Annotated in this window: 14 protein-coding genes and 1 pseudogene; 7 read left to right on the forward strand and 8 right to left on the reverse strand. The window is 59.6% G+C overall.

What is annotated here, in order from left to right:
• Positions 1-66: 66 nt before the first annotated feature.
• Positions 67-333: pseudogene (locus ACFPOU_RS16075) on the reverse strand (IS110 family transposase); the annotation flags it as partial.
• A 514-nt stretch (positions 334-847) separates the two neighbouring features.
• Between ACFPOU_RS16075 and ACFPOU_RS16080 the strand changes: the two are divergent.
• Both ACFPOU_RS16080 and ACFPOU_RS16085 read left to right on the forward strand, forming a co-directional pair.
• Positions 848-1,267: a hypothetical protein gene (locus tag ACFPOU_RS16080; protein WP_379723331.1), complete on the forward strand. Its 420-nt coding sequence runs from the start codon at positions 848-850 to the stop codon at positions 1,265-1,267.
• The gene (locus ACFPOU_RS16085) at positions 1,264-1,716 is read left to right on the forward strand and encodes a hypothetical protein (RefSeq protein ID WP_379723334.1); all 453 of its coding nucleotides are present in this window, start codon (positions 1,264-1,266) and stop codon (positions 1,714-1,716) included. The genes ACFPOU_RS16080 and ACFPOU_RS16085 overlap by 4 nt, the downstream gene beginning before the upstream one ends.
• Before the next feature lie 110 nt (positions 1,717-1,826).
• Here ACFPOU_RS16085 and ACFPOU_RS16090 read toward each other — a convergent pair whose 3' ends face one another.
• A complete protein-coding gene (locus ACFPOU_RS16090; protein ID WP_379723357.1) occupies positions 1,827-1,907 on the reverse strand; it encodes a DUF4113 domain-containing protein in 81 nt (26 codons plus the stop codon).
• Positions 1,908-2,431: 524 nt separating this feature from the next.
• On the opposite strand from ACFPOU_RS16090, the gene phaP reads away from it, so the two are divergent.
• The 5 genes from phaP to ACFPOU_RS16115 all read left to right on the forward strand — a co-directional run bounded on the left by phaP (position 2,432) and on the right by ACFPOU_RS16115 (position 10,509).
• On the forward strand, positions 2,432-3,028 hold the full coding sequence (gene phaP / locus ACFPOU_RS16095) for a TIGR01841 family phasin (RefSeq protein WP_379723337.1): 597 nt from the start codon (positions 2,432-2,434) through the stop codon (positions 3,026-3,028).
• Between the two features lie 721 nt (positions 3,029-3,749).
• The gene (locus tag ACFPOU_RS16100) at positions 3,750-4,871 is read left to right on the forward strand and encodes a metallophosphoesterase (RefSeq protein ID WP_379723340.1); all 1,122 of its coding nucleotides are present in this window, start codon (positions 3,750-3,752) and stop codon (positions 4,869-4,871) included.
• A 729-nt stretch (positions 4,872-5,600) separates the two neighbouring features.
• On the forward strand, positions 5,601-7,844 hold the full coding sequence (locus tag ACFPOU_RS16105; protein WP_379723343.1) for a phosphocholine-specific phospholipase C: 2,244 nt from the start codon (positions 5,601-5,603) through the stop codon (positions 7,842-7,844).
• Positions 7,845-7,881: 37 nt separating this feature from the next.
• Positions 7,882-8,475 (forward strand): PEP-CTERM sorting domain-containing protein, encoded by a 594-nt coding sequence (locus ACFPOU_RS16110; protein ID WP_379723346.1) that lies wholly within the window; start codon positions 7,882-7,884, stop codon positions 8,473-8,475.
• Between the two features lie 849 nt (positions 8,476-9,324).
• Positions 9,325-10,509 carry a HAMP domain-containing protein gene (locus ACFPOU_RS16115; RefSeq protein WP_379723349.1) on the forward strand — a complete coding sequence of 395 codons (1,185 nt, stop codon included), beginning with the start codon at positions 9,325-9,327 and terminating at the stop codon, positions 10,507-10,509.
• 6 nt (positions 10,510-10,515) lie between these two features.
• Here ACFPOU_RS16115 and ACFPOU_RS16120 read toward each other — a convergent pair whose 3' ends face one another.
• From ACFPOU_RS16120 to phnC, 6 genes are all read right to left on the reverse strand, one after another.
• On the reverse strand, positions 10,516-13,482 hold the full coding sequence (locus tag ACFPOU_RS16120) for a Tn3 family transposase (RefSeq protein WP_262838833.1): 2,967 nt from the start codon (positions 13,480-13,482) through the stop codon (positions 10,516-10,518).
• A gap of 106 nt (positions 13,483-13,588) precedes the next feature.
• Positions 13,589-14,464 (reverse strand): LysR family transcriptional regulator, encoded by an 876-nt coding sequence (locus ACFPOU_RS16125; protein ID WP_186886029.1) that lies wholly within the window; start codon positions 14,462-14,464, stop codon positions 13,589-13,591.
• A complete protein-coding gene (locus ACFPOU_RS16130) occupies positions 14,458-15,477 on the reverse strand; it encodes a phosphonate dehydrogenase (protein WP_262838832.1) in 1,020 nt (339 codons plus the stop codon). Before ACFPOU_RS16130 ends, ACFPOU_RS16125 begins: the two co-directional genes overlap by 7 nt.
• Before the next feature lie 19 nt (positions 15,478-15,496).
• Positions 15,497-16,306, reverse strand: coding sequence for a phosphonate ABC transporter, permease protein PhnE (gene phnE, locus ACFPOU_RS16135; protein ID WP_222610905.1), 810 nt, complete (start codon positions 16,304-16,306; stop codon positions 15,497-15,499).
• Between the two features lie 42 nt (positions 16,307-16,348).
• Complete coding sequence (gene phnD, locus ACFPOU_RS16140; RefSeq protein ID WP_379723354.1) at positions 16,349-17,206, reverse strand: phosphate/phosphite/phosphonate ABC transporter substrate-binding protein; 858 nt, start codon at positions 17,204-17,206, stop codon at positions 16,349-16,351.
• Positions 17,203-18,021 (reverse strand): phosphonate ABC transporter ATP-binding protein, encoded by an 819-nt coding sequence (phnC, locus tag ACFPOU_RS16145; RefSeq protein WP_186886026.1) that lies wholly within the window; start codon positions 18,019-18,021, stop codon positions 17,203-17,205. The genes phnD and phnC overlap by 4 nt, the downstream gene beginning before the upstream one ends.
• Positions 18,022-18,156: the final 135 nt, after the last annotated feature.

An 18,156-nucleotide genomic window follows, 5' to 3' on the forward strand; every position in this document is an offset into this window, starting at 1 on the left:
GGTAAGTGTTCGGGTCTTACAGTCTACGCGATCACGGCCTACTGCTCAGTCAACGCGACAGAACCCATCGTTCTTATTCGTCTTCACATAGGGCTTGACGAACTGCGGGGCCATCAGCTTCACTGTGTGCCCCATTTCGCTCAGCTTGCGCGCCCAGTAGTGCGCGCTGCCGCAGGCTTCCATACCGATGAGGCACGGCTCGAGCTTCACAAAAAATGTCAGCATCTCAGCTCGCCTGAGTTGCCTGCGCAGGCAGGGCTTGCCGTGAAAATCGACACCATGTACTTGGAACACCGCCTTTGCCAGATCAATGCCGCATGCACTCAGCTTCATTTTGGACGCTCCTTTCCGGTCGTGGATACCTCTACGCATCCACTTTGGCATATCGCTGCCGTGTTAGGAAGGATGCGTCCATTCCATTAAAGCCCTTCGCCAGTCTCCTGCTCCATGGTGTACACCTGGAATACGCTTTTGGCCGTATCGACACCGACCACGTTTTTGCGAGTAGCATTCATGATGTGGACCCTCTGGTTAGCCTCGAAAGTTCGTGAGACTTTCACTTTAGGCGCTTTTGACGCCGTTAGCCCGCGAGGGCCTACCTTCTGCATCCCTTAGCACGTTCTCTGTTACTGAACATACCGCCGGCCTTGACAGAGGGAGGCGTCCATTTCATTCCCGCTACGGCGTTTCGCGCGATCCTTTCGCTCTTCGTCGCCTGCTGATTCGCCTTTCAATGCACGTGGCAATCCCACACCTGACGCTACATACTTTTGTTGCATCCCAGGCAAGTCATGCTCACACTGACCCACCGGAACTTCATGTGAAAACGGCGATAAGGAGCGAGACAGTGATACAAAGTCTGGACGGTGATTCCGTAGTCGGTCCCGATCTGAAGGCGGAGAATCTCAAAGATTACTGGGCCGAGTATTTCGCTTATTTGAATCAAGGCGCGGAGCTGCATGAGCTGACCCGCAACGAACTGCTGACGCTTGTTGCTAGAGCTAAGCAAAGCCCGCGGCCGCATATCGATTCCCAGATAGAAATCAATAAACTGCTGACAGACCTTGGCGCAACGCGCAGTTTCCACCGCCAGTTCAGCGAACGATTCCCCGGTTCCCGGCCGCCGCAGGTGCTTAGCATGCAGTTGTACGCGCTCCTGGCCGCCGATTCGGAAACGTGGCGCTACATGAAGAGCGCGCAGCCTGCACATTTCTTTGCACACTCAAACTATTTCATCGCAGCGCCAGATGCTGGAGACCGATCATGAAGCCACCAATGAACAGGATTGCTTACGTGCAGTTCTCCCCGAATGGACGCTCTTATCCACTGCTATGCGTCCGGGACGATCTCGGCATCGATGATCCTGTTGAAGTGCTAATGAATGCCGGAACGGATAAGGCTTACTACAATGACGGCGTCATCACCGCCATTGAACTCCATCGTTGGGATTGCCGCAGCCATGTGGTCAATCGACTTGATGAGGTCAGCTACACGATCGATGACAGCGATGGTTTCTGCTGGGTGCGCCACGTTAATCTAACGAAGCGCACGAGCAAGCCGATCGCGGAGTGGAGGCGCGAGAAAGCTCCGTACGTGGCCTCGCTTTCACCAGCGGCGCGCGAGGAGATGCGGGCCATCTATGACGCTGTAGCGGTCGCAGAAGGCGAAGACGCCTGCCTGGGCGACGGCACGTGGATCAGGCGTGATGGATCCTGAAGGATCGCGGCTAGTCGATGTTCGGACATGTGGAGCTACCTGGCCGACGCTTTTGGCACTTCCGCTCATGATGTCGTGTATTTAGGGTTGCGATACTCAGCTTTCGTTTCCTATGAGTGACCAAGCCCCGCGGAGCCGACAATCAACGTAACGCGGCCGAAGCTTTTGTTGAGTGAATCGAGCACTGCCATAATTCGGTCCGATCCTTGCGCCTGGAGGCCGTCCGGATCAAAAAGCAATCACTTCAAAGCCCGTTGGGTTGGAGCATGAAAAATGCGCGCTTTCGATTCGGCGTCGACTAGCCAATCCCGTCAGGGCCGTAGCAGTTATTGCTGCACCAAAGTCCGGATGTACGGGTGCGATCTTTACCTTCTGCTGATTATGGAACGAAGACTTCGCAAACCGGGGGCCATGTACGGACCCATTGCAAACACTCCGCTGCAGCGGTCCCCATCCGGGCTGGCGCGAGCATGCAAGGCAGGTGTTCAAACTGCGTGTCTCGTTGTCACGTGCCCGTCACAGGGAGGGCTTACTGTCAGGGCTGGCTCTTCCCACGGAGCCGAACCTGAGCGACTGCGTAGTGCGTTGCTCGCTTCCGAGGCTCGCCAGATGCCGCTCTCAAGTACCTGATGTGCCAACCCGTCCGTGAATTTACTTCATGAGGTATGCCATGTTCTTCTTTTCCAATTCCGATACGCCGGCCGTTCGTGCCCACTTGAACGCCCAGACCGCGTTCTTGAACGATATGTCGAAATCGCTGTCGCGCTCGTTCCAGGAGATGTGCCAGCTCAACATCCAGCTCGGCCAGACGATTCTCGAGGAAAGCACCCTCGTTGGCCAGCAACTGCTGACGACGGAACGCCCGACCGATATCATCTCCGCTGCCGCCGTCCGCGCCCATCCAGCATCGGAAAAGCTACGCGCCTACCAGCAGCACCTGTCGCGCGTAGCCGCCGATTCGCAGGTCAAATTAGCCAAAGTCGCCGAACAGCACGTGCAGGAAACCTCGCGTACCGCGCGTGCCTTGGCTGACCAGGTGGCCAACACTACAGCGGAGCAGGCCGATCGGGCGATCCGCGAGCAGGAAGAATCCCAGAAAAACTTCCGCGATCCGTTCGAGCACGAACATGGCCAGCGCAGCAATGGTCATGTGTTCCAGGGCAGCATGCATGATGCCGGGGGCGCCAACGGCCGCATGGACGGCAGCCTGCATGTCGAGGCAGGAAACGACAGCGGCACCTCCAAAGGCAACCTGCAAGGCGGTAACAACGCACAGTCGTCGCAGCAGACGAAATCGGGCAAGCCAGCTTGACGTCGGCGCTGCCAGGTGCTGAACAAGCACCGAAGCATCGCCACAGTGGACGCTGGCCAAGCAGACCAGAGGGCGGCTGACGGGACTCCGACGGGCGCCCGACATGTCCCCTCCATCCGTCCCCGGGAGCGCAATCGACCGCCAGTCGCGACGCAGGTCACCACAGCGCTCATCCACACTCGCTTTGCTCAGTGCGCTATTTCCCGCTATTGCCCACACTGGTCTCGGCCACCACGGCACCGTCAACTCTGCCACGCGGGCCATCAGTCGCGGCAGCTGCGCCTTTACCAGTTCCAGCTCGGCTTTCGCACTGCAGAATCGTATGTCGTGATTCGCCGGCTCCCAATAGACGGACGGCGCCAAGGAGTTTTTTTTTACCTATCTTAGGCCAATGGCTGCGTTCGTTTGTATGCTGCCGCAGGATGGTGCACGCCTTGCGTCTTTGCCCGTCCGACTGGTCGAGCGAAAATCGGAGCGCTTTCCAGATCCTTTGCCACAGAGTCCCAACAATCTGCGGGTGATTCGAAACGGGCTGCAAGTGCAACGCCGAATTACACCGCTGCCCGTGTCTTCACGCAATCTACGCTATGCTTAACTGTTCGACAGTTTGGGCAGAAGGCATGATGCGTATTTTCCTCTTATTATCTGCGGGCGCTACCACACCCGCGCACGGCAATCCTGCCGACTCCAACCGCAACTGGAAGCGAATGGAGCGCACCTGATGTTGCATCTGATGTTCAGTTTGCCCTGCGTGGTCGTGCTGGTACGCTGGCTATTGCCGCTGCCCTTATCCAGGCGCACAAAGCTGGCTGGCGCCGTCGTGTTGGCGCTAGCCTCGCAATATCACCTGTGGTCGCGCTTTTCTTCCGGCAGCGTGTTTTCGCCGGAATTTCCGAAATCCCTCATCATCCTGTTCAACTGGGCGTTCGGCGCCATGTTGCTGCTGGCTGTATTCCAGCTGTTGCTCGACGTTGGCGCACTGATTGTCGCACTGGTTCAGCGTCGCCGGGTGCCGATCGCTGCGCGCCTGCGCGGTGCGATCGGCGTCATAGCCATGCTGCTGGCGGCGCTTGGCGTAATGCAGGCGATCAAGCCGCCGCCGTTGAAGGACATACAGATCATAGTAAAGGACTTGCCGCGCGAATTCGACGGCTATCGGATGCTGCACCTGACCGACATGCACATAAGTCGCCTGTTCGACGGAGCATGGACGCGCAAGGTCGTCGATGATGCCAATGCCCTCGGGTCGGACCTGATCGTCATCACTGGTGACCTCATCGATGGCAATGTCGCGCAGCGCGAAGCAGACGTGGCCGCGCTGCGTGACTTGCGCGCTCCGGACGGAGTCTGGGTCATTCCCGGCAATCACGAGTACTTTTTTGGCCACCGCGCATGGATGGCGTATTTTGCCGGGCTCAACATGAGGCCTCTGGACAATAGCCATACCATCATCAAGCGAGGTACCGGGCAACTGGTGCTCGCCGGCGTGAACGACGTGACCGCCCCGCGCACCGGCGCTACCGCTCCCGACCTTGATGCGGCCCTCCGCGGCGCGCCGGCCGGCGTGCCGGTCGTGCTGCTCGATCACCAGCCCAGGAATGCCCGCTTTTCAGCCAGTCGTGGCGTCGCGCTGCAATTGTCCGGCCACACACATGGCGGCATGATCATCGGGCTCGATCGCGTGGTGGCACGGGCGAACAACGGCTTCGTTTCGGGCCGCTACGTCGTCGGCGGCATGACGCTGTACCTGAACAATGGCACGGCTCTGTGGCCGGGCTTCGCGCTTCGGCTTGGCGTGCCTGCCGAGCTGACGCGCATCACACTGCGGCGTCAGACGCCTTGAGCGCGCAGCAACAGCGAAAGCGCGATGCCCAATGGGCAACTGCAGCGTCGATTGGTTTCCTGCATAGGTAACTTGTTTTGAAGCGGGCACCGCGGACGGCTTGGTGGCTGAGCGGAAGCGCGGCGGCTGTCGTGCGCTGCTTGCTTGGTCCAAGGCGCGTCCGGCTAGGATGAATTACACGCGCCGTTCACCACCGAACATCATCCGCTAACGTTGGAACCCCATAACGAGCAGCTTGGGTCCATCGAGCATCAGGTTTGGTTGCCCAACACAACTGCAGTAAGTGATTCGTCCATGAGTACTCGATAGTTGCTTGCGATGTCTGCTCTTGTCCCAGGCTGTGTAAAACGCGAGACCGTCGGCCAGTCCGCGACACTAGACCGTTCAAAACGCGCGCTATGGCGTTTTTTCATGGTCGGGAATGGTAAAGCGGCGTTGAAAACACGCTGGCTTCGCGTTTTTAAACAGCCTGGCCCGGGAGCAGACGTTCGGCTCGGCTCGTGCAGGCATGCTGAACTTTCTCAAGCTGCAACAATTCCGTAAGACTAAACGCGTACGAAATTCCACATTCGGCCAGGAGGGGTATCCATTGCGCCGTAGCTTGCAGTCATCGTGCTGTCATTGATGAGGCATAAAGTGCGATGGTCCCGTTGCAATTTCTGCATCGATGCGAGCTAACGGTATCACGCATTTCACAAGCGTGTCCCCTAACGTCCTCTGATTAAGCTTATGACCTCACGACGCAATTTCCTCCGTAACAGCGCCCGCGCGGGCATAGCCGTCGGCACGTATGCCGCCTTCCCGGCCTCTATCCAGCGCGCCCTCGCTATTCCCGCAAACAACGTCACTGGCACCATTCGCGACGTCGAGCACGTCGTAATCCTGATGCAGGAGAACCGTGCCTTCGATCACTATTTCGGCACCCTGCCAGGCGTGCGCGGCTTCGGTGACCGCTTCCCGATCCCGCTGCCGGAAGGGCGCAACGTGTGGCAACAGCGCCAGGCCAACGGGACCGTCCTGACGCCTTTCCACCTAGATGGCAACGTGGGTAACGCTCAGCGCGCCAACAGCACGCCGCATGACTGGCTCGACAGCCAGCTGGCCTGGGACAACGGCCGCATGGACCAGTGGCCGCGCTACAAGAGCGCGATCTCGATGGGCTATTTCAAGGAAAATGAGATTCCCTTCCAGTTCGCCCTGGCCAATGCGTTCACCCTGTGCGACGCCTACCACTGCTCGATGCACACCGGCACCGACGCCAACCGCTCTTTTTTTCTGACCGGCACCAATGGCGCCGTGCCCACCGGCACCGCCTTCGTGACTAACGAGTGGGACGCGATTGACGGCCTGCCCGGCGGCGTGAACACCGGCTACACCTGGACCACCTACGCCGAGCGCCTCGAGGCGGCCGGCATCAAGTGGATGAGCTACCAGAACATGCCCGACGAATGGGGCGACAACATGTTGGGCGCCTTCCGCCAGTTCAAGCGTGCGAACATCGCCTCCGGCTATCCTGTGTCCAGCGGCGGTTCGCCTGGCCGGCCCTATACCGACACCGGCCAGGCGCTGCCTTACCAGGCCTACGACGCGGCGCGCGACAACCCCAACAATCCGCTCTACAAGGGCATTGCCAACACCTTGCCCGGCACCCAGCCCGAGCAGTACCTGGACGCCTTCAAGCGCGACATCCGCGACGGTAAACTCCCGCAGGTAGCGTGGGTCAACGCCCCGTCGATCTACTGCGAGCACCCGGGGCCTTCCAGCCCGGTTCAGGGAGCCTGGTTCGTGCAAGAAGTGCTGGACGCGCTCACCGCCAATCCTGAGGTCTGGAGCAAGACCGTGCTGATCGTCACCTACGACGAGAACGACGGCTATTTCGACCACGTCCCCTCGCCCTCGGCCCCTTCGCCCGACGGCAAGGGCGGCTACGCCGGCAAGACCACCTTGGCCAAGGCCGACCTCGGTCCCGAGTACTATACCCACCAACGTCCCCCGGGCAGTACCAGCCAGCCGGCCCCGGATGGCCGCGTCTATGGTCCGGGACCGCGCGTGCCGATGTTCGTGATCTCGCCCTGGAGCCGCGGCGGCTGGGTCAATTCGCAGGTATTCGACCACACCTCAGTGCTTCGCTTCCTGGAAGCACGCTTCGGCGTCAGGGAGCCGAACATCAGCGCCTTCCGCCGAGCGGTCTGCGGCGATTTAGCCAGCGCGTTCAACTTCGCCACGCCGAACAACGAAACCATCCCGGTCCTGAAGGGACGCAAGGACAAGGGCCAAGCCGACGCGCTGCGCGCCGCGCAGCAGCGCCTGGCGCAGATTAGACCACCCGCCTCGTCCCAGCTGCCGTTTCAGGCGCGTGGCACCCGGCCATCGCGCGCACTGCCTTACGAGCTGGCGACCTTCTGCGAGATCCAGTCCGGCGCCACCATGACCGCCGCACGGGTGCAGCTGAGCTTTGTCAACAGCGGCCGCCAGGCCGCCGTGTTCCATGTCTACGACCGCAAGAACCTGACGTCCGTGCCGCGCCGCTATACCGTCGAAGCGGATAAATCGCTGCTGGACTTCTGGACACCTGCCGTCGGTGGCGCCTACGACCTCTGGGTGCTGGGTCCGAACGGCTACCACCGCCACTTCACAGGCAGCGCGCTGCGTGCCGTCGCGGCAGGCCAGGCCCGTCCGGATGTACAGGTGCGCTGCGACGCGGGCACCGGCGAACTGGTCCTGCGCCTCGTCAATACAGGCGCAGGGGCGTGCACCTTCAACCTGAGCGCGAACGCCTACGCCCAACTGCGCCTACAACACACGCTGGCGCCGCGCAGCGAGCTGACTTTGCGCATTCAAACGGCCAGCAACGCTTACTGGTATGACCTCAACGCTACGGTGTCGGGCCAGCCCGACTATCTGCGCCGCTTCGCGGGCCGCGTCGAGACCGGCCGCCACACGATCAGCGACCCAGCCCTGGGCCAGGCCTGAGTGCGCCAGCATCCATTACATTGATAACGGGACTTCCATGCATACCATCATTCGCCAATTCGCCGTGAGCGCTGCCTTCGCGCTGTGTGCTCCCTACGCCTCGGCCGGAGTGCTGAACTTCGACGACATCGTCGGCCCCAACGGCTTTGCCGCAGTGCCCGCCAACTATGGAGGACTCGACTGGTCGCACTCCGGCCTGTCGGTCTTCACGGGCGAGCAGGCCCCGTTCACGCCCCATTCGGGCCAAGGCCGCGTGACGACCGACTGGATCGACGGCGGCCCAATCGTCAGCACCATCCATTTCCTCGCCCCTACCGTCTTCAATGGCGCCTGGTTCTCTGGCTACAGTGATAGCAGCGTGCGTTTCGACCTGTATGCGGCTGGCCAGCTGGTGGCCAACTCGGATTGGCATCAGCTGTCCAATACGCCGGCCTTCCTCGACGCCGGCTGGGACCGTGCAATCGACGCTGTCGTCGTGTCGACCGAGTTCCAGGCCTCGTACGTCATGGATGATCTCACCTTCGAAGACGTAGCCCAGGTACCGGAGCCGGGCACGCTGGCCCTGTTCCTGGCCGGGCTCGGCCTCGCCGGCGCCAGCCGTCGCAGGTGGTTCCGTATCCAGAAAACGTAATTTACGCTTCGAGCAGTGGTGCGGCAGCAGCGACAAGGTTCATCTTGCCCTGGCCATGCCACGTTATCCGCGCCGTTCAAGCAACAGTCGGAGCTGCGCTCTGACGCCGTCCGCCTCGACCCGCTGGTTAATCCATTTCGAGCCGGGCTCGCGGTCCTCGCTCCTCTATTACTTCCAGGTGCCCTTTATCATGATGTACGGTAGCAACGTCGACAATGCGACATAAATGGACGTCCGCAGTTTGGCTAGCAGAGAATGGACGACAGCGAGTAGGAAGGCCGCAGCCATATATCCGGACTTTGTTGAGGCCGCCGCCTCTGTCGCTGACGGAATACGGTGGTCGGGACCTTATCAGAACCGCGTGCTCGAAGCGCATGTCGCATTGCAGGTTTGCTCAACCACGGTCTCACCGATTTCGCCATCACTCTACCTTACATTATTGTTGAGTAAGGCACTCCAAGGCCCGATCCTGGCCGTTTGCAGACCTTAAAGCACCGCCCGAATAGATTTCATTAGTGCAATAATGATAATACGAGTGGTCATCAAAGGGAACTAGACGAAAAACAGCCAGAAGGCTGTTAGTTTCCTATCCTATTTTGTCTTCCTATCCACTAAAGCGAAGCGGCGACCTCGTTCTGCGCGCGGACGAGGTGAACATCCTGCGCGGGGTCACCAAGCAGACCCTGACGCGCTAGGCGAATTGCCGGCCGCGCATATTGTGTTCGACTTTTTCCGGGCTGCACCGCTATGATGGTAGTTGCGGCGGCGGCATCGAGTTGACCCTTAGCCGGTACAGGGGCAGGCCAGGCAACGGCCAGTTCCACGCGATCCTACTGCTTTCACACGCCTATGAAAAATCCGATCAACGGCACCGGTATCTCGACGCAGCTGATGCTTTTGCTGGCCGGCTTTGCGCTCATCATTACCCTGCTGCTGGCAGGTGTGCTCGACAACCTGTTTACCCACCAGGCGGAAGGCGACATTGGCCACCAGTACGCCGAGCTGGCCATCCAGACCACCGACAAACTGGACCGCAGCCTGTTCGAGCGTTATCGCGAGGTGCGTCTGCTGGCCGGCCGCGTAGGATTGGGCGGCCTCGACGCGAGCAGCGACGAGAAGCGACGCTTTCTCGAAGAGATGCAGAACACCTATGCCCATTACGCGTGGCTCGGCCTCACCGACAACGAGGGCAAAGTGCTCATTTCGGCCAACCGGCTCCTCGAAGGCGCGAACGTGGCCGCACGGCCCTGGTTCGGCAACGCGCTCATAAGCATCCACCTGACCGACGTCCACGACGCCAAACTGCTGAGCAAACTGCTGAAACCCGAGGCCAGCGAACCGATGCGTTTCGTGGACATCGCCTTCCCGTATCACGACGCAAACGGCCGCGTCGCCGGCGTCTTCGGCGCCCACCTGAACCTGGACTGGGCCAGGGAAATCGAAAAATCGGTCACTTTGCCCCTGCTGACGAGAAAGCGCGTCGAAACCCTGGTGCTCGCGAGCGACATGACGGTCATCATCGGCCCCAAGCCCCTGTTGGGCACCCGCGTCGCGCTGTCCGATCACGGCTTTGCGGGCGGTGCGCAGGCCGGGTATGCGGCCGAGCGCTTCGGCGACGGCAAGACCTATCTCGTCGGCTACAGCAAGAGCCAAGGCCACAGCGCATCGCCGAGCCTGGGCTGGACGGTGCTGGTGCGCCAGGACATCGGCGAGGCCTATGCCGGGGTCGCCCATTTTCGCCGACAGGTGATGGCGACGGGTGCGGGTATCGCTCTGCTGTTCGCGGCGCTCGCCTTGTGGCTGGCGAAGCGCGTTTCGCGGCCGCTGGCGGCGATCGCCGAATCGGCACGCCGCATTGAGTCGGGCGAAACGGACAACATCGGCGAAGTTAGGGGCGGCTACCGCGAGATCGGCATCCTCGGCGCGTCGCTGCGCTCGCTGATCGGCAAGCTCAAGGCCAACGAAGCCTCGATGCGCCAGGCCGACCGCCGCAAGGAGGGGCGAATAGGGAAAACGGAAAAAATCGGGCGCTAAGCCCTGTTACCGATTCTTGAAGTCCCGCAGCGGCCGATATTTTCCCTCGTCGACCTTCCTGCTCTGGCGCCAGACGTAATCTCCTGTCAGATTGATGTGCTCCCAGCCTAACGGCGAGAGGAATTGCAGCATGCCGTCATCGGCCAGTTTGCCGGACTCGCGCAGCGCTTCGGTTGCCCGCTCCAGGTACACCGTATTCCACAGCACGATTGCGGCGGTCACGAGATTCAGGCCGCTGGCGCGGTACCGCTGCTGCTCGAATGTCCGGTCGCGGATCTCACCCAACCGATGAATGAAGACCGCCCTGGCCAGTGCGTTGCGCGCCTCTCCCTTGTTCAGGCCTGCATGCACGCGCCGGCGTAGCTCGACGTTCTGGAGCCAGTCCAAGATGAACAGCGTGCGCTCGATCCGCCCCAGCTCGCGTAGCGCGATCGCCAGGCCGTTCTGGCGAGGGTAGCTGCCCAGCTTGCGCAGCATGAGCGATGCGGTGACTGTGCCGTGCTTGATCGAGGCGGCCAGGCGGAGCACGTCGTCCCAGTGTGCGCGTAGATGCTTGATGTTTAGACTACCGCCAATCATTGAGCGCAAGGCCGGGTGATCGCCCACCTTGCCCGGCACGTACAGCTTGGTGTCACCTAGATCGCGGATTCGCGGCGCGAAGCGGAAGCCCAGGAGGTGCATCAGTGCGAACACATGGTCGGTGAAACCGGCGGTATCCGTATAGTGCTCCTCAATGCGCAGGTCTGATTCATGGTACAGCAGACCGTCGAGCACATAGGTCGAGTCGCGCACGCCGACGTTGACAACCCTGGTGCTGAACGGCGCGTACTGGTCGGAAATGTGGGTGTAGAACAGCTTGCCGGGTTCGGCGCCGTACTTGGGGTTGATGTGGCCCGTGCTCTCGGCCCGGCCGCCCGCGCGGAAGCGTTGGCCGTCCGACGACGACGTTGTGCCATCCCCCCAGTGCACGGCGAAGGCGTGCTTGAACTGGGCGTTGACCAGTTCAGCCAGGCCGGCCGAATAAGTTTCGTCCCGGATGTGCCAAGCCTGCAACCAGGAGAGTTTCGCATAAGTGGCGCCAGGACTCGATTCCGCCATTTTGGTCAGGCCGAGGTTGATGGCGTCGGCCAGAATCGCGGACATGAGGAACGTCCTGTCGTTGGCCTGCTCCCCGCTCTTGAGGTGAACGAAGTGGCGCGTGAATCCGGTCCAATCGTCCACGTCCATCAGCAGTTCGGTGATCTTGATCCGGGGAAGCATGCCGCTGGCGAAGTCGATCAACGCTTGGGCCTCGTCCGGCACCACGGCATCCTGCGGGCTGATCCTCAGTCCAGTCTCAGTAATAATCGCATCGGGCAGTTCGTTCGTCAGTGCAAGCCGGTTGACGGTGGCCAACTGCTGTTCGAGCAGCAGCAAGCGGTCTTGTAAGTACTGGTCGCAGTCCTGGTTGACGGCGATCGGCAACTCGCGAGCCGTTTTCATGGCTCCGAATCTTTCCGTAGGCAGCAGGTATTCCTCAAAGTCGCGGAACTGGCGCGAGCCCTGCACCCAGATGTCGCCTGATCGAAGCGAATTCTTCAGTTCCGACAAGACGCAAATCTCGTAGAAGCGACGGTCAAGCCCGTCGTCGGTGATGACAAGCGGTTTCCAGCGTGCCTTCACGAACGCGATTGGCGCGTCGTCCGGTACCTTGCTCGCCCCGGTCATGTTCATCTCGCGAAGGACGTCGATCGCATCGAGCACCGCTTGCGCGGCCGGCGCGGCTTTCAGCCTGATCACGTCCAGAAACTCGGGCGTATAACGCCTCAGGGTGCTGTACTGCTCTCCCACCAAATGCAGGTGGTCAAAGGTCTCGGGCTGGGCCAGCTCCGCGGCCTCGGTCACGCTTTGGGTGAAGTCGGTCCACGGCAGCACGGCCTCGATCGCGGCATACGGGTCCATCCCGGATTCCTTTGCCTCGACAAGCGCGCGGCCGATTCGACTGTACAGGCGAACCTTGTCGTTGATGGCCTTGCCCTGCTTCTGGAAGTCCTGCTGATGCTTGTTCTTGGCCGCGCTGAACAGCCTGATCATAATTCGGTCGTGGAGGTCGACCAGTTCGTCCGTCACGGTGGCCATGCCCTCGATAGCCAGTGCAGCCAATGTCGCATAGCGGCGCTCATCCTCGAATTTCGCCAGGTCACGCGGCGTCATCTGCGCACCCTCGCGCGCCATTTTCAGTAGCCGATTCTGGTGGATCTCGCGGCCAAGCCCCTCAGGTAGTGCCAGCGACTGAAATACCTTGAGCCGTTCGATATGTTCGCGCATGTAGCGGGAATTCGGCTTGAGCGGCGACTGGCGCAACCATACCAGCCAAGTAATGCTCATGTCGGGCGCGACGTTGAGCAGGTTGTCCAGGGAGCGCTTGTGGTGCCGCTCCAGGGGGTCGAGCAACGCGCGATAGATACGCCGGTTGGCCCGCGTCACGGCCTCGGCACAGGCCCGCTCGATGACGGTCAACGCAGGTAGGATAATCCGCTTTTGGCGCAGCGTTTCAAGGGAGTGAGCGCCGAGCACCATTGCCTTGTCCGTCTGCACCGCGAGGTCGGCCAGGCTGTGCACTAGCTTGCGGTAGTCCGGCAGCCCGAACACCGACAGGCCCAGGTAGGCGCGCAGCTCGTGCAGGTGTTCATTGCGCGTCTTTTCCCGCTCTGCGTATTCAGGCCAGGCCTCGGCGTCGCTGCGCACCTGCTTGGCGATCCAGTGGAGCACCGGGTCGGGCAGCGCGGTGTCGCTTGCCAGCGCATAGCCAGGGTAGCGCAGCAAACACATCTGCACCGCGAAGCCGAGGCGGTTGGCAGCACCACGGCGTTGCCGGATCAACGCCAAGTCGGCGTCCGTAAAACTGTATTGCTGAATCAGGTCATCCTGACTTCGAGGCAGAATCAGTAAACTGGCGCGTTCGGTTTCAGAAAGTAGTGAGCGGCGTGGCATTCAATTCAGTGGAATGGCAGATTATTTTTTGGCCCTTGTGCGCCGTCGCTTTCGCCCTCCTGGAAGTGGGTCAAACTGACGGTGTCGTTTTGACTGGAGCTTGCTGTCAGATTTGGCATTCCTGTTTAAGCAGAAAACTGGCGAATTCCGCAGCGGGCGGGACGTGATGTGGCTCGGTCTGCCTTCGAATAATGAAAATTTCTTTCTTCGGCGGATCATTTTCGAGCGCGATTGCTTTCAATCTGCCCTCGCGACTTTCCAGTTCCACAGCCGACGCCATGACCAGAGAAATGCCTAGCCCTGCTTGTACGGCACGCTTAACCGCTTCGGTGCTACCTAATTGAATCGACACGCCAATGGACTGAGCATTGTTGCCAAAATACTGTTGCAGAACTCTGTTGGTACCGGTGCCTGATTCCCCGCCCAACAGTCGTTCGCCGATCAACCATTCGCGTGGAATACTCTGCCTGTCGGCCCAGCGGTGATCGTTCGGCACGATTAATACCAGCTCCTCATGGCGCCAAAATTGCGCGACATAGCCAGGGCGGTTGTCCCACCACTCCATGACCGCCACGTCTATTTCAAGACGCTCCAGCTTGTCGGCGATGTCAGGGTTCTTGCCGATTACGATTTTCATCTCGCGAGAGCTTGATTCCTGATACATCTTTAAATGCGGTTGAAGCAGATAGATCCCGGCATTGGAACTTGCGCCGATCACAATGGCGTTCTTGCGGAACAAGGCCTGGGCACGCTCGCTAAGTTGAATCAAATGTTCTGCAAAAGGCAGAAACTCCCTTCCTTGTAAGGTCAGAATGCAACCGTCATTCTTTCGCTCAATCAGGCTGGCGTTCAGCGACTGTTCCAAGCGCTTGATATGTTGCGTTACAGCCGGTTGGGAAAGCCCGGTTTTCTTAGCGGCTTCCCGAAATCCACTACACGATGCAACCGCAAGAAACGTCGCGACACATCCCAGGTCTAGCATCCTGCAGTCACCAAAGTAGGCTCAACCGGATTGTTGATGGCGCCAACAGGTCTCTGCCCGGAGAGTGCCTGAACAATATTCAGCGCCGCTTGTCGCTCGATCTCCAGGCGTACTTCCTTTACCGCCGAGCCTAAATGGGGTGTAAATAAAGTCTGCGCTTGATTAACGAGCAGCGATTGCGGGATGCCTGCTGGCCGGTCGGCGCGGCGCCATTCTTCCATTTCATATACATCGGCGGCGTAGCCTGATAAATGGCCGGCTTTTAATGCGGTACTCACGGCTTGTTCATCGACCACGGAGCCGCGGCATGCATTGATCAGGTAAGCGCCGCGTTTCATCCTGGCGATCGAATCGTCATTGATCAAATGAAAGGTCTCCGGCGTCATCGGCAGCATGGGAACCACGAAATCGCTTTCCTGCAGAAGCGCATCCAGACTGACTCGCTCCAATCCCCAGGCTTGCTCCCGTGCAGAATCGAGCGCAACGCTGTCGCAATACACTAGTCGCATATCAAAACCAGCCAAGCGCTTGGCGATTGCTGTTCCGACCGCGCCCATTCCAATAATGCCAAGCGTTTGGCCAGTCAATCCTGCGCCGTACAATTCCGGGCGCCAGCCTTGAAATTGCCCAGTGCGAATGCGGCGATCGCCTTCAAGCATGTGGCGCGTTAGACCCAGCAGCAATCCGATGGTCAATTCAGCCGTTGGAATCGTCAACAGATCCGGCACGATGGAAAACCAGATGCCGCGCCTCGTGCAGGCTTCCACATCGAAGTTGTCGTAACCCTTCAGGGCTGCCCCAACCATCCTTAGCTTCGGGCAAGCATTCAAAAAATCCTCATCGATGCTATCTGGCATGAACACCATGATGGCGGCGGCGTTTTTTGCTCGGCTCAGCACTTCCTCGCGCGACAAGGTGTCGCGCGTATTGTTGGGAATGACTTCCGCAACGCTTTCCAGTAATTCGAGGATTTCCGGATGTACCCAGTGGGTGACGACTACTTGTGGTTTCATGATTGTTGCAGGTCCTTCCTTATTTGAATTTGTGACGCAAGCGCGAGCTGAGTGCATCAACCAATGTCACCATCGCGAGAATCACCAGCAGGATTGCCGACACTTCCTGGTATAGCATGATGCGCAGCGAGCCCATCAGCTCGAAGCCAATTCCGCCAGCGCCCACCATACCCATCACGGTCGAAGCACGGAAGTTATACTCCCACCGGTAGATCGCGGTATCAGCCATCTGCGGCAACACCTGTGGAAGCACGCCGTGCAGAATGACTTGCAGTCGGCTACCGCCGGCCGCGCGCGCGGCTTCAATCGGCCCTTCGTCGGCATGTTCAATCGCTTCGGCGAAGAACTTGCCGACCATGCCGATCGAGTGCAAGCCGAGTGCCAGCACCCCAGGCAAGGCGCCGAAACCGACGGCGGCAACGAATAGAATGCCCATGATCAGTTCCGGCACCGAACGCAATGCATTGAGTACGATGCGGGCCGCTTGGTACACCAATGGGTGAGGGCTGGTATTGCGTGCGGCCAGGATCGCCAAGGGCAGCGAAAACGCGACGGCTAGCGCAGTCCCGGCAATGCTCATGGCCAGTGTGTCCACCAATGGCTTGATCCAGTTTCGCCATTCAGTGAAGTTCGGCGGCATTGTTTCACCCATGAGCGTCGCAATCGCCGGCAAGCCGTCAGCCAGCTTGCGATAGTCAAGCAGCCCTACGTAGCTTGCGGCAATCAGAGCAATGGCAAGGACAGCGGTCAACTGCAAGGCGCCCCGCCACCATTGGCGCCGGTCAGCTTCAAGCATCTTGTCGTATTCGGCACCGGTGGCACCATTCATCACATTCGATGTCGTCATCATGATTCCCTGTCGCGCAATCGATCACATCTTTGAAAAGTCTAGCTTCAAGATTTTACCCATGTCGCGAATGACGTCGTAATCCTTGTCGGTCACGGAAGTGAAGCCTTCAGCCTTGAAATTCTTCAGCACTTCCGGATCCTTCAGGTCGACGAAAGCTTGCCGGATCTTTTGCTTGAGCTCGGGCTTGAGATTGGAGCGCATGGTCCACGGAAATTGCGGGTAGCCCTTGCTGTAACCCAGCACCTTGACCTTGGACGCGTCGATCAGCTTCCGGTCATTCATGTAGCCCCAGATGTCTTCCGACAGGCCCCCGACATCGGCGTTGCCGTTGGCGACGTTTATGGCGACCGCGTCATGGGTGCCGACGAAGTGGGCGGAATAGTCGCGGTCAACCCTCGCACCCGCGTCGGCCAGCACTGTCTTCGGGATCAGATGGCCCGACGTGGAAACGCGATCACCGAAGGCCACTTTCTTGCCCTTGATGTCCTTGTACGAATTGACGCCGGAATTGACATTGGCGATCAAAACTGAACGATACGTCGCTTTGCCACCTTTGACCATTGCTGCGAACGGCTCAATGTCGCTCTTGCTCTTGGCTAGAACGTAGGACAGCGGACCGAAATACGCCATGTCCAGGCGACCGAATCGCATCGCTTCAATCATCGACGAATAGTCTGTGGTCACGACCAGCTCGATCTTCTTGCCGAGCGCTTTTTCGAGGTACTCCTTGAGCGGCTTGTTGCGCTTGATGAGTTCGGAGGCATTCTCGTCGGGCAGCAGTGCGACCTTAAGGGTGTCAGGATCCGGATCGGCAGCGAGGGCGACATTGCCAAACAGGGTCAAGGCGGCGATGCCTATGACGGCGAACAGTTTTTTCATGCTGGTTCCTTTGCAGTGGCAAGTTGTACGAAAGTGGCTTTGGGTTCAATGGGCTTAGCTTGATGGTCCGGTGCTTCGGACGGCGCTGTCTTTTGCTCGTACAGCGCGGCAGCCTGGACTGGCGTCAAGGCATCCGGTGTGGAATCGAAGACGACATGTCCATGCGACAGGCCGATGATGCGGTCAGCGTATTCGCAGGCCAGATCTACCTGGTGCAGACTGACGACGATGGTGATTCCATCCTCGTGGCAAAAACGTTTGAGTTGGGCCAGCACCTGACGCGACGAAGCCGGGTCGAGGCTCGCTACCGGTTCGTCCGCCAACATCAGACGGGGTTGTTGCGCGAGCGCCCGGGCGATTCCGACGCGCTGCTGCTGGCCGCCGCTTAGGCAATCGACGCGTTCGAGCGCCTTGTGCAATAGACCGACGCGCTCTAGACATTCGAGCGCAATACGGCGTTCCCCGTACGGCAACGGAAACATTGTGCGCCAGGCCGGGTGGTAACCGATGCGGCCCAGCAGTACGTTGGCCAGCACGCTCTGGCGAGCGATCAATTGGTGCTGCTGAAAGATCATGCCTGTGCGCTTGCGATGTTCATGGACACGCCCGGCATGGTCCAACTCTCCCACGCCATCAACCGTAATGTGGCCTGCGCTGGGACGTGCGAGCAAGTTCAGGCTGCGCAACAGGGTGGATTTGCCGGCACCAGAAGCGCCAAGCAATACCGTGAATTGCCCAGGTACGAACGCCAGTGTTGTCGAATGCAAGGCTGTGAAGCTGCCGTACTGTACCGATACTTTGTGAAGTTGGATCATGGCCTCTCCGATCAATAAGGTAATCAATATGGAATATTGATTCGCAAATCAAATATGAGGCCATCGTAGCTAGGGAAGCACTGATTTATTCGCCACCAAGCGCTCCGTCGACGCTGTCCGTCTGAGATAATTTCA

The organism is Massilia jejuensis (assembly GCF_042656795.1).
Taxonomy (GTDB): domain Bacteria; phylum Pseudomonadota; class Gammaproteobacteria; order Burkholderiales; family Burkholderiaceae_D; genus Telluria; species Telluria jejuensis.

Coding starts and splice junctions, on each gene's coding strand:
- ACFPOU_RS16085 (WP_379723334.1), top strand. CDS start 1,264: ATGAAGCCACCAATGAACAGGATTGCTTACGTGCAGTTCTCCCCGAAT.
- ACFPOU_RS16090 (WP_379723357.1), bottom strand. CDS start 1,907: ATGGCAGTGCTCGATTCACTCAACAAAAGCTTCGGCCGCGTTACGTTG.
- ACFPOU_RS16100 (WP_379723340.1), top strand. CDS start 3,750: ATGTTGCATCTGATGTTCAGTTTGCCCTGCGTGGTCGTGCTGGTACGC.
- ACFPOU_RS16105 (WP_379723343.1), top strand. CDS start 5,601: ATGACCTCACGACGCAATTTCCTCCGTAACAGCGCCCGCGCGGGCATA.
- ACFPOU_RS16110 (WP_379723346.1), top strand. CDS start 7,882: ATGCATACCATCATTCGCCAATTCGCCGTGAGCGCTGCCTTCGCGCTG.
- ACFPOU_RS16115 (WP_379723349.1), top strand. CDS start 9,325: ATGAAAAATCCGATCAACGGCACCGGTATCTCGACGCAGCTGATGCTT.
- ACFPOU_RS16120 (WP_262838833.1), bottom strand. CDS start 13,482: ATGCCACGCCGCTCACTACTTTCTGAAACCGAACGCGCCAGTTTACTG.
- ACFPOU_RS16125 (WP_186886029.1), bottom strand. CDS start 14,464: ATGCTAGACCTGGGATGTGTCGCGACGTTTCTTGCGGTTGCATCGTGT.
- ACFPOU_RS16130 (WP_262838832.1), bottom strand. CDS start 15,477: ATGAAACCACAAGTAGTCGTCACCCACTGGGTACATCCGGAAATCCTC.
- phnE (WP_222610905.1), bottom strand. CDS start 16,306: ATGAATGGTGCCACCGGTGCCGAATACGACAAGATGCTTGAAGCTGAC.
- phnD (WP_379723354.1), bottom strand. CDS start 17,206: ATGAAAAAACTGTTCGCCGTCATAGGCATCGCCGCCTTGACCCTGTTT.
- phnC (WP_186886026.1), bottom strand. CDS start 18,021: ATGATCCAACTTCACAAAGTATCGGTACAGTACGGCAGCTTCACAGCC.